At 47.0% G+C, this 12,302-nt stretch carries 10 protein-coding genes; all 10 read left to right on the top strand.

The window, feature by feature from the left end; all coding sequences use genetic code 11:
* The first annotated feature begins 1 nt into the window (after position 1).
* The 10 genes from dtd (at position 2) to ACDJ58_RS23080 (ending at position 12,138) form a co-directional block, all read left to right on the top strand.
* The gene (gene dtd, locus ACDJ58_RS23125) at positions 2-463 is read left to right on the top strand and encodes a D-aminoacyl-tRNA deacylase (protein ID WP_413373139.1); all 462 of its coding nucleotides are present in this window, start codon (positions 2-4) and stop codon (positions 461-463) included.
* Positions 464-540: 77 nt separating this feature from the next.
* Entirely contained in the window at positions 541-708 is a 168-nt protein-coding gene (locus tag ACDJ58_RS23120; RefSeq protein ID WP_160319650.1) for a hypothetical protein, read from the top strand.
* Positions 709-993: 285 nt separating this feature from the next.
* Entirely contained in the window at positions 994-1,500 is a 507-nt protein-coding gene (locus ACDJ58_RS23115) for a type 1 glutamine amidotransferase domain-containing protein (protein ID WP_053779112.1), read from the top strand.
* Between the two features lie 115 nt (positions 1,501-1,615).
* Positions 1,616-2,062, top strand: a complete 447-nt coding sequence (locus tag ACDJ58_RS23110) for a hypothetical protein (RefSeq protein ID WP_053779113.1) — start codon at positions 1,616-1,618, stop codon at positions 2,060-2,062.
* A gap of 615 nt (positions 2,063-2,677) precedes the next feature.
* The gene (locus ACDJ58_RS23105; protein ID WP_413373137.1) at positions 2,678-3,946 is read left to right on the top strand and encodes an SEC-C metal-binding domain-containing protein; all 1,269 of its coding nucleotides are present in this window, start codon (positions 2,678-2,680) and stop codon (positions 3,944-3,946) included.
* An 830-nt stretch (positions 3,947-4,776) separates the two neighbouring features.
* A complete protein-coding gene (gene hisS, locus ACDJ58_RS23100; RefSeq protein WP_413373135.1) occupies positions 4,777-6,030 on the top strand; it encodes a histidine--tRNA ligase in 1,254 nt (417 codons plus the stop codon).
* A 200-nt stretch (positions 6,031-6,230) separates the two neighbouring features.
* Positions 6,231-8,009, top strand: coding sequence for an aspartate--tRNA ligase (gene aspS, locus ACDJ58_RS23095; RefSeq protein ID WP_413373134.1), 1,779 nt, complete (start codon positions 6,231-6,233; stop codon positions 8,007-8,009).
* Between the two features lie 18 nt (positions 8,010-8,027).
* Positions 8,028-8,786, top strand: coding sequence for a ThiF family adenylyltransferase (locus tag ACDJ58_RS23090; protein ID WP_024633055.1), 759 nt, complete (start codon positions 8,028-8,030; stop codon positions 8,784-8,786).
* A gap of 189 nt (positions 8,787-8,975) precedes the next feature.
* Positions 8,976-10,274, top strand: a complete 1,299-nt coding sequence (locus tag ACDJ58_RS23085; RefSeq protein WP_413373133.1) for an NCS2 family permease — start codon at positions 8,976-8,978, stop codon at positions 10,272-10,274.
* 70 nt (positions 10,275-10,344) lie between these two features.
* On the top strand, positions 10,345-12,138 hold the full coding sequence (locus ACDJ58_RS23080; RefSeq protein WP_413373132.1) for an ABC transporter ATP-binding protein: 1,794 nt from the start codon (positions 10,345-10,347) through the stop codon (positions 12,136-12,138).
* Positions 12,139-12,302 lie beyond the last annotated feature (164 nt).

The following is a 12,302-nucleotide window of genomic DNA, read 5'->3' as shown; positions in this document are numbered from 1 at the left end:
GATGAGGGTGCTTGTACAACGCTGTAAAGAGGCTCAGGTGACCGTTGGAGAAGAACTGACGGGAAAAATTGAATCCGGATTGATGTTGCTCGTGGGAATTACACATGAGGACACGGAGAAGGATGCCATCTATTTGGCAGACAAAATCGCTGGACTTCGTATCTTTGAAGATGAGCAGGAAAAGATGAATCTCAGTCTGATCGATGTGGGCGGGGCTGTATTATCTGTCTCACAATTTACATTGTACGGAGATTATCGCAAAGGAAAACGCCCAAGCTTTGCAGCTGCAGCCAGACCTGAAGCGGCAGAATTGTTGTATGAAACGTTTAATCAGCTGTTACGTGATAAAGGAATTCAGGTGGAAACCGGACGTTTCGGAGCGATGATGGATGTGACTTTCACGAATTGGGGACCGGTGACTTTAATGCTCGAAAGCCCTATTCGTCAAGAAACGCATGCATAATTGATTGGGGAACAGGCCATAATGAGGGATAATTCGGTTCATTAACATAAGATGATCAAAGGAGTATCCCACCCATTATGCGCCAATCCGTCAAGGAAACACGTTCCCGAATAGAACCTTTGCTTCTGCCTGGAAACCTGTATGAGTCCCTGAAGCTTGCTCGTGCTGCTGCCGAATGTGCAACAACGATCTGGGCCCTTCAGGATTCAGACAAAGGGGAGCAGAGCCGTCTTCCGCGTGACTGAGTGCTGACCATTTGGAATGAATGAAAAGTCTTGATTCGATGATCGAATCAGGGCTTTTTTTGTTATGGAACCTAACTGTTGATGAATCGGATCGCCTGATCAAAGTCAAAATAATACAGGCTCGTCATGTTATAAACGGCTCTGGTTAGGGTAATAACAGAACGAGGCACGATGGCGTGCCAGGTTCAGTATTTATTACGGGCAATGAACAAGAAATGTACACCAACAATTTCTGCGAATACCCGATTTCAAGAAATTTCGAACACGGAAAGGAGAACATACGTTATGAGTAAAGTTGCTTTTTTATTGGCGAATGATTTTGAAGATTCGGAAATGCAGGTCCCATATGATGAGGTGAAAAAAGCCGGACACGACGTGGAAATTATCGGCTTGAAAGCAGGAGAGACGCTGAAAGGTAAAGGTGGTAAAGCCTCCTATACTTCGGACAAAGCGATCGCTGAGGTCTCGGCTTCGGATTACGACGCAGTTGTCATTCCTGGTGGATCTTCTCCTGAAAATTTGCGTACAGACGCACATATCCTGAAATTTGTAACGGAGATCAACAGTGCGAAGAAACCTATCGCGGCGATCTGCCACGGTCCGCAAATTCTGGCAAGTGCGAATCTGTTGAAAGGCCGTACGATTACATCCTATCCTCCGCTCAAGGATGATATGGTGAACGCAGGGGCAGAATTCAAGGATCATGAAGCTGTTGTAGATGGAAATTATATTACATCCCGTACGCCTGCCGATGAACCGGCATTTGTCCGCGAATTGTTAAAAGTCATTTAATGACTTGGGGCGGACCGTACGATAATGTGATTACTGATTAAAATGAAGATTGAAGCTCAAAGCTCCTAAGTTATTCGTTTCATCACGCGTTTATTCCGATAAAGGAGGGTTTGACATGACAAAACATATTCAGGCGTATTTTCGGACCGAGGACGAGGCAGAGGGGGCAAGAACCTCACTTCAGACGTTCCGTACAGAGCATTTGGAAGTAGGGCAACTGGATAGCGCGGTTGGCAGAGACAAACGGATTATGGTACCTCTGGTGCCTTATAACACAGCGGGTGGCGTAGGAACCAATGGAGCCATGGGTGTGGGTGCAGCACCTGGGGTTCCTGCCAGCGAAAATGTAATCCCGGTCGTCAGCAATGTGGATCGTGATACGGAGCGAGGTTCACGAGATAATGTCAATGAGGATGGCGATCTGTTGGATGCTGCAGATGTGTCCTCGGCTGATTATGACGATCTGCATTATGTTTTGTCTGCCAAAGTAAGGGATGAGGATTATGAGGAAATCATTCATAAACTTCGTTCCAACCAAGCTTATGTGGAAGAATTGAATTAATATGTAGAATGAAGCCCTTGCAGGGTCTGACTTCCATGTCAGGGCCATCTGCAGGGGCTTTTATAATGGAGAAAACAACAAATTATAAAGCGCTATCATTTTTGTAATATTACTGTAATATTAGTTACATAAGCCTTTAACATAGCCCGTTTATAATAACACACATGACCCCCTTTTTTTATATATCCTTTGAGCCTGCACACCGTGTGCAGGTTTTTTTTTTGAAATGAGAATTTATATGTTTTGGGCGAAGCTTACCCCTTATTTAAATTTTTTGCTAGAATAGAGAAATGGGTTTATGTATTATAAAGCGCATTGTTTTCATAGTTGGGCTATATTGGACGGTAAATCAAGCTTCCAGCGATTGGGCTCAGGCAAATCCAATCCTATGATCGAGAGTATGAGGAATTCATCGCCAGAGTGATCGTTATATTCTAGATGAACATATACTCGCTGAAACGGCCCCGCCCTTATATAAGGGCGGCAACCGTTTCTGCTTGATGCTAGAAATTGTAAGTTATATAGAATGCCTCGTTTGAGAAATGACACCTATAATGCTAAAGCAACAGTGTTCTCATGCGAATGGCTAGTGACAGATTTAAGGGGGAATTAGTTTTGAGTAAGGTTGGAAGAAATGATTTATGCCCGTGCGGAAGCGGGAAAAAATATAAGAAATGCTGTCTGGGCAAGGAGCCTTCTGCGGTAGAATCCATACTGGGGCTGATATCAACGGAGCAGCATGTCCAGGAAGCCTCGATTCAGCCTGAGAGCAAACTGACCTTGACCAAACTGAAAAAGATGGTGGAGCGCGAACTGAAATGGGAGCATCAGGCTCACGAACAGCTGGCCCTGCAGCTTATTGAGAACATGAGGAACCATTACGAGCGGGAGCTGATATTGGAAGCTCTGGTGCTATGGAATGGCTATTCCCGTCAGACCCGCCCTACTGTGAAGAAGACAGGCTCGTTCTTTGCTGCAATCGAGTACTTGCTGTCTGAGGAATACGGCTTCAATGTTTCGAAGGCTGAGCTGTCAGATAAATATGAGGTAACGACATCAACGATTTCCCGAAAGGTTAAGGAGATATTCGAATACATCGAAGAATACGGCATGGGTGGCGAAACGGACGAGCTGATGATTCTGAACAGCCCAGGTACATCGAAGGACAAAGCGCAGGCTCTGCTACATAAGGCGATGGAAGCCAGTTCTTCCAAACGCAGAATACAGCTGGCGAAAACGGCCCTGGAGATGTATTCTGACAGCTCTGATGCATATCGTATTCTGGCTGAGGAATCGGACAATGAGTCTGATGCACGAGCTTACCTCAAGGCTGGAATCGCTGCTGGCGAACGCGAACTGGGCGAACTGTTTTTTGAGAAGAACAAGGGGCACTTCTGGGCGCTTCATGAGACTCGTCCATATATCCGGATATGCAAAAGCTACGCCGAATCCTGCTGGTTTGGCGGAGATGCCAACGAAGCGGCACAAATCCTGGAGCATATTTTGGAGCTTAATACGGAAGACAATACCGGAGCGCGTTACCTGCTCGCTGCTGTGTATTTGTACAGTAACCAATTGAAGCAGGCAGAGCAACTGCTGGAGAAGTATGGGAAAGATGACGCTGCAGCCGCCTTTACCTATGACCAGATCATTCTGGAGTATAAGAAGAACGGAATCACCTCCCAGCTCAAAATGCTGTACCGTGTGGCTCGAGGTGTGAACAACCATGTGCCTGATTATCTGCTGGGTTTGAAGCAGCTGCCGCATAACCTCCCTGATTTTGTCGGAATGGGCAATTCTGACGAAGCGATTGAATATGTCATTATGCACTCCCGCCTATGGGCGAGTGTGCCGGATCTGCTGAAGTGGATGCTGAAACAATAGAGATATAAGAAGGCAATAGAAGTTGGAATTCATTGGATGAATCCAGCTTCTATTAGCCTTGATTTCTGTGGACTCCGCATACCGTACGGCGTGTGAGAATTTTTTTTAGTGCTATCTTTTTGTGTTAACCCTTGACTTTAGCACTGCGGTTCATTACAATCAGAAAATAAATTAACTTTAAACGTTATATAATAACATGTAATCATATAACTTGATGATTTGATGACGGGACCAAGTACTCCGTGCCCACATGAACAGAGAAGAATCCCTTGGCTGTAAGGATTCTCTTGATGAGCGGACGAATGACTTCTCCGAGAACAGACAGCGAACACATTAGATTTACATCTGATGGTTATTAGCTGGCCTGCGCAGGGCGTGCGTTATACGTAGAGCGGAATGATCTGTTTGATCGGATTGCCTGGAGCAACCTTAGATCATCACATGATCACCTGAACGGCGAAAGTGTCAGGGATTCCGGAATGTGGGTGGTACCACGGGTGAATGTGTAAACACAATCCCTCGTCCCTTTGTTTGCTGTGTATACAGCGACAGGGCGAGGGATTTTTTTGTTATATAAGTTGATCCTAACATTTATACCATAACGGAGATTGCAGAACCAATCTGTAGAAGCGAAGCGTTCGGCTAAAAGCTTTCTGAAAGAAAGCTGCTTCGGAAGCATATGCTATCCCCGGATTTCCCCATTGAAAATTGAATTAAAAAATCTGGGGATAACAGCGATCGGAAGATGGTACTGCAATCGGAGTGGGCAGGTGTAACAGTCCTGGAACAACTTATTATACAGAGAAAAATAGATGCTGGAGGGATAAAAGATGGCTTTTCAAAAACCGACTGGAACGCAGGACTTATTGCCTGGTGTTGTGGAAAAGTGGCAGTTCGTAGAGGAAAAAGCGCGTGATCTGTGTCGCCGTTTTAATTACCGCGAGATTCGCACACCGATCTTCGAACAGACTTCTTTATTTGTACGTGGCGTTGGTGAGACAACCGATATTGTTGAGAAAGAAATGTACACCTTCAATGATAAAGGGGACCGCAGCATGACCCTTCGTCCGGAGGGTACAGCGGGTGTTGTCCGCGCTTATGTGGAAAATAAAATTTATGGCGAACCGGATGTGAGCAAGCTCTATTACATCGGTCCGATGTTCCGGTACGAACGTCCGCAAGCAGGTCGCCAGCGTCAGTTCCACCAGTTCGGTGTAGAAGCCATCGGAGCCCTTGATCCAGCGATCGATGCTGAAGTCATTGCACTTGGGTATCAACTGTGTGTAGAACTGGGATTGAAAGATGTCAAAGTCGAGATCAACTCGGTGGGTAACCCAACTAGCCGTGCAGAATATCGCGAAAAATTGCTTGGATTCCTCAGACCGATGAAGGAAAGCCTGTGCAAGGACTGCCAATCCCGGATGGAACGTAATCCGCTGCGCGTGCTCGACTGCAAAGTTGATCAGGACAAATTCGTAGGGGCACCGTCCATACTGGATAGTCTGGATGAAGAATCATTGAACCACTTTGCCAAGCTGAAAGAGTATCTGGATGATTTTGGCGTAGATTACGCGGTGAACAATCGTCTGGTACGTGGCTTGGATTACTACACATTGACTGCTTTTGAACTGAAAGCTCAAGGCATTGGCGCGATTGATACAGTCGGCGGCGGCGGTAGATACAACGGCCTCGTTGGAGATATAGGTGGACCGGATCAGCCTGGTATTGGTTTTGGTATCGGTCTGGAGCGCATTCAACTGATTCTGGAACACCAGAACATTGATGTTAGTTCCCTTGCTCCACTGGATGTATATTTTGTTGCTCTCGGTGAAGCAGCCGATCGTGAAGTCAACCGTCAGCTGTTTAAGCTTCGTCAATCCGGTCTGTCCGGTGAACGCGACTATCTCGGTCGCAAGATGAAAGCCCAGATGAAATCAGCCGACCGATTCAAAGCCCGTTACACTGCCATTTTGGGTGATGATGAGCTGGAGCGCGGGGAGATTGCCCTGAAGTCCATGGATACAGGTGAACAACAAACCGTGAAGCTCGATGATCTGGTAGCAGCTATACGCGGAAGTAAATAAGCACGAGTTTGAAACTGTAAAATAGCAACAATTGATCCGGCAAAATTACTGAGGTACACCAATGTTTCCGATTAATCGGAAGTTGGCGAGTCAGAGGTAACATGCCATTTGAATAAAATCGTCTTCACGCAACCGCACTGTTGAAAAGCGGGCTCTGCCCGCCCATACAGAACGGAAATTCACATAAGAGGAGTTTGGTTATGAAAAGAAGTCATCATTGCGGCGCATTAACACCCGCACACATCGGTGAGACCGTAACATTAAACGGCTGGGTACAGACCCGCCGTGACCTGGGGGGCGTACTGTTTATCGATCTGCGTGACCGCAGCGGAATTGTACAAGTTGTTTTCAACCCGGCTTACTCTGGCGAAGCATTGCAAATCGCTGACAGAGTGCGGAGCGAGTACGTTATCGCGGTAACTGGTAAAGTTGTTAAACGTGACGAAGAGACCGTAAACAAAAACTTGCCTACAGGCGAAATCGAAGTCCAAATTACCGAGATTGAAGTACTGAACGCGGCAAAAACTCCTCCATTCTTCATCGAAGATGGTGTGGAAGTCGACGAGTCCCTTCGTTTGAAATATCGTTACCTGGACTTGCGTCGTCCGGAAATGTTTGAAACATTGAAATTGCGTTCCAAAGCATCCAAAGTGTTCCGTGATTATCTGGATGGAGAAGAATTCGTTGAAGTAGAAACACCAATCCTGACCAAGAGCTCCCCGGAAGGTGCGCGTGACTATCTCGTACCAAGCCGTGTGCATGAAGGTGAATTCTTCGCCCTGCCGCAATCCCCACAAATTTACAAACAATTGCTGATGGTCGGCGGACTTGAGCGTTACTATCAGATCGCTCGTTGTTTCCGTGATGAAGATTTGCGTGCGGACCGTCAACCGGAATTCACCCAAGTCGACATCGAGACTTCCTTCCTGCAACAGGATGACCTGCTGCCAATGATGGAAGAGCTGATGGCCAAATTGCTGCGTGAAACGAAAGGTATTGAGCTGGAACTGCCTTTCCAACGGATTACGTATGCAGATGCAATGGGTAAATACGGTTCAGACAAACCGGATCTGCGTTTTGGCATGGAACTGGTAGAAATGAACGATATCGTAGCAAACAGTGGTGTGAAAGTATTTGCTTCTGTTATCGAAAAAGGTGGAGAAGTGAAAGTTCTGAACGCCAAAGGCTGTGGTACATGGAGCCGTAAAGAAATCGATGACCTCGGTCCATTCGCAGCGCGTTACGGTGCAAAAGGATTGGCATGGATTCAAGTCAAAGATGGCGAGTTCAAAGGACCAATCGTGAAGTTCTTTACGCCAGAAGAGATCGAAGCAGTCAAAGAACGTACTGGCGCTGAAGAAGGCGACTTGTTGCTCTTCTCTGCTGACACCAAAAAAGTGGTTGCAGATGTACTGGGCGCACTTCGTCTGAAAATCGGTCGTCAACTGGGCCTGATCGATGACAGCAAATTCAAATTTGCATGGGTTGTGGACTTCCCATTGCTCGGGTATGATGAAGATGCCAAACGTTATGTAGCAGAACACCATCCGTTCACACGTCCTAAAGACGAAGATGTACATCTTTTTGACACAGATCCGGGTGCTATTCGCGCTCAAGCCTATGACCTCGTTCTGAATGGTTATGAAGTGGGCGGCGGTTCGATGCGTATTTACAAACGTGATGTTCAGGAAAAAATGTTCACTGCTCTGGGACTCTCTCCAGAAGTAGCCAACGAGAAATTCGGATATCTGCTCGAGGCATTCGAATACGGAACACCTCCACACGGCGGAATCGCTTTTGGTCTCGACCGTCTGGTGATGCTGCTGGCAGGTCGCACAAATCTGCGTGAAACGATTGCCTTCCCGAAAACGGCAAGTGCAACGGATCTGCTCATGAATGCACCTTCTGAAGTAGATAACTCCCAATTGGAACAACTTCACATCCGCGTAGCCCGTAAACCGGTGGCGGAAAAGAAATAAAGGAGGCATCGATTCTCAATGCTCCATCAATTTTCAAGAACAGAACTGGCAATCGGACCTGAAGGTCTGAACGCCTTGAAAAATAGTACAGTAGCTGTGCTCGGTATCGGCGGCGTGGGTGGTATTGCAGTGGAAGCTCTCGCTCGCAGTGGTGTTGGACGTATCATTCTGATTGATAAAGACGTAGTGGACATCACGAACATCAATCGTCAGATTCATGCTTTGACCACGACCGTTGGTCAGAAAAAAGCAGATTTGATGGTAGAGCGGGTGAAGCTCATCAATCCGGAGTGCGACGCGATCGCACTGAATATGTTTTATACGGAAGAAACGTATGAGGAATTGTTCAAGTATGAGCTGGATTATGTGCTGGATGCTTCCGACACGATAATTTACAAAATTCACCTCATCAAGGAATGCTTGAAACGGAAGATTCCGGTCATTTCCAGCATGGGTGCGGCAAACAAAATGGATCCGACGAAATTCCAGGTTGCGGACATTTCGAAAACGACCATGGACCCGATTGCTCGTGTTGTCCGTACGACACTTCGCAAAGACGGTATTAAAAAAGGTGTGAAAGTGGTCTTTTCAACCGAAAAGCCGCTCAAACCACGCGAAGATGTAACACAGAAAATCGTTCCCGAGAATGCGCCCGAAATTCGCAAGGCCAAACAGCCACCTGCGAGTAACGCATTCGTTCCTCCGGTAGCCGGACTGATTATGGTCAGTGTGGCCGTCAAGGAACTGATCGAAATTGCAGAGAATAAGCAGCAGTAATCTGTTGTAATTGGAAAAGCGCAGGTACCGACAAGGTACCTGCGCTTTTTTGCATGCGCAAAACCTTAACAAATGTCAGGGTTACGTGATGTACTTCAATCCCAAAAGCGTGTATGATATGTGATGCTGTGCGAAATGATGATAAATACATAGAGAAATGGCAGCGTGAGAGAGAGGGGAATAGAACGAATGAAACAAGGATGGATGACCAGACGACTTGGCCTAGAGCCAGGAGACCAGTGGAAGAAGGAAATTGTGGCGGGGGCCATTTCCTATTTTGCCGTGGTGTATATCGTAATGGTCAATGCAACAATTCTGGCTGATGCCGGAATGCCGCTACAGGCGGCTATGGTGGGTACTTTGCTGACGTCCATTGCAGGTTGTTTGCTGATGGCATTTGGCGGTAAGTCGCCGATTATCGTTGTACCTGGCATGGGCATCAATGCTTTTTTCACTTACACACTCGTACATTCGATGAAATTGAGCTGGCAGGAAGCCTTGGCGGTTGTATCCGTCACCGGGGTGCTGTTTGCAATCGTAGCCTTTACATCGTTATATAAAATGATTAGTGAGGCCATTCCGAAAAACCTGCAGCATGGTATTACGGTGGGGATTGGCTTGTTCTTGACGTTCATTGGTTTGCAAAAAAGCGGAATCGTCATCGCACATCAGACCACATTTGTGGCGATCGGACATTTTAATGATCCTGGAGTGATCACTGCCTGTGTTACTCTTGTGATCGCCTTGATTTTATTTATACGCAATGTACAGGGTGGACTTCTGATCAGTATTTTGGCGGGAACAGGACTAGCTTATGTGCTTGGTGCTGTAAAACCAGGTGATCCTGTGTCTGCCACAGAAGCACTGCATCAATACGGCGGTTTATTTGCCCAGCTGTCCTTCGCAAATCTGGTGGATCTATCGTTCTGGATTGCTGTATTTCTGTTGTTGCTGATTGTTGTATTTGAGAACATTGGCCTGATTACAGCCCAAACCCATCTTATTGGGCGCCCCCAAAGGTTTAAGGGTAGTTTACGGGCTCTGTCGATCTCGAATATTTTTGCCGGAATTTTTGGCAGTAGTCCTACTGTAGCTGCGGCTGAGACAACAGCGGGTATAGCAGCAGGTGGGCGTACAGGATTGACTCCACTGGTTACCGCAGTGCTGTTTGGTGCAACGTTCTTCTTTATTCCGCTGTTGGGTTATATTCCGGACAGTGCTATTGCACCTATTTTGATCATTATTGGCGGCTTAATGGTACAAGATGTGAAGGACATGGATTTCCGTGATTTCACGGAGGCTTTTCCGGCTTTTCTGATCATGGTCATGATTCCATTTACTTATAGCATCGTGGACGGTATGGCATTTGGATTCATTGCGTATCCGGTGGCGAAGCTGGCGGCGGGTCAGGGCAAACAGGTGCCTAAAGTCATGTACGGTATTGCCATCCTGTTTTTGGCCAATTTCGTGCTGCATGGGGTATTGTAAAAGACAGGAAACGTAATGTAAGTTCGTACGTATGATCTCTGGTGAACAAGGGGAGAACGGGGGAACGGAAATGGAAGAGCAACAACAGGCAGGTCAAGCTGAATCGAAAATAGGAAAAAAAGGATTCAAGGATTTTGTGAAGCTGATTGCTGCCACTAATCCACCGAAGCTTATTCTGATCATAGCGTTGATCCTGACACTCATTCAGACAACAGCTGGACTGATTGTCCCGCTGATGACCAAAGGCCTGATTGATGGGCTTACGATGTCTGCGCTGAACAAGTCCGTTATTTTCCTGCTGCTGGGGGCATTTGTTATTCAGGCCATCGCTTCAGGCATCAGCATCTATATGTTGAACTATGCAGGTCAACGAGTGGTTGCGACATTGCGAACGAAGCTGTGGAACAAGGTATTATCCTTGCCGATGCCATATTTCGACCGGAATCGTACGGGTGATACGATGAGTCGAATCACGAATGATACGAGTCAGATTATGACGCTAATTGCGGATTATCTCGTTTCTTTTGTATCCAATATCGTTGCGGTTGTGGGCGGGGTAGCGTTGCTTTTCTATCTGGATTGGGTCATGTCACTCATTATTCTGAGTCTGGTGCCGTTAACGCTACTGATTCTGTTGCCTGTTGGTCGTAAAATGTACAAAATCTCCAAAAAGCAGCAGGACGAAATGGCAGGTCTTACTTCGGTGCTCAGCCAAGTCATTGGCGAGATTCGTTTGGTGAAAGCTTATGGAACGGAGAAACAGGAGGCGGAAGCAGGCGATTCCCGTATTGGGAAGATGTTTGCTTTTGGACTACAGGAAGCTCGGATCTTGGCGTTGATCGGTCCACTCTTTACGTTTGTCATGACGGCTGTACTGGTTGTTATTCTGGGTGTTGGCGGCATGCGGGTAGCTTCTGGATTGCTGTCTCCGGGTGAACTGGTCGCCTTCATTCTGTTGTTGTTCCAGGTGATTATGCCGATGGGGCAATTTACGACACTGTATTCACGTCTGCAAAAGGTTGTCGGTGCGACAGAACGCATTCAGGCTATTCTGGCACATGAAGAAGAACCGCGTCATAGCACAGCAATTGCTCCAAAAGGCAATGAGACGATTACATTTAACGACCTGCATTTCTCTTATGTAACAGGGGAAGAGGTACTGCATGGGATCAATCTGACCGTTCCGGCCCGTAAAGTGACGGCCATTGTTGGGCCGAGCGGTAGCGGGAAATCAACGCTGTTTTCCCTGTTGGAGCAGTTCTATCTTCCGGAGTCGGGCAGTATATCGTATGGTGGACAAGCCATAACGGAATATTCATTAGCCTCCTGGCGAAGCAAGATTGGATATGTATCACAGGAGAGCCCTCTGATGGCAGGCACAATTAAGGAAAACATGACATACGGGCTGGGCCGTGAGGCAAGTATGGACGAAATTAGACAGGCGGCAGAAATGGCGTATTCCTCAGCTTTTATTGATAAACTGCCTCAGGGCTACGACACGGAAGTGGGGGAACGGGGGATCAAGCTCTCGGGTGGTCAACGCCAACGGATCGCTATTGCCCGTGCACTGCTGCGCAGCCCGGATATTCTGATGCTGGACGAAGCGACGTCTAGTCTGGACAGCACCTCGGAACATGAAGTACAGCAAGCCCTGTCTAACCTGATGGAAGGACGAACAACGGTTGTTATTGCACACCGATTGTCCACCGTTGTCGACTCTGATCAGATTGTTGTTCTGGAACAGGGACATGTTACGGGAACCGGTACACATGCGGAGCTAATTAGCCACCATCCGGTATACCGTGAACTGGCACAGAAACAGTTTGTGGCACAGGATGGGAAGCCGGATTCTGAGCCGGAATGATGTGAAAGGATGACCGTTGTTCATCTGTTCTTTGAGAACAGGAACAGCGGTTTCTTTCATTTTGCTATCCAGGCTACTGTAGCTTTTTGTACATCAATATGATATAGTGGGTATCCTTTTGTGTCGTCAGTGATTGGCTATGCAGAAAACATATTCTTAGGAGG

Origin of the sequence: Paenibacillus taichungensis, assembly GCF_047302525.1 — a bacterium.
In the GTDB taxonomy this organism is placed as follows: Bacteria; Bacillota; Bacilli; order Paenibacillales; family Paenibacillaceae; genus Paenibacillus; species Paenibacillus taichungensis_B.
This window is presented reverse-complemented; position numbering and strand designations above follow the sequence as displayed.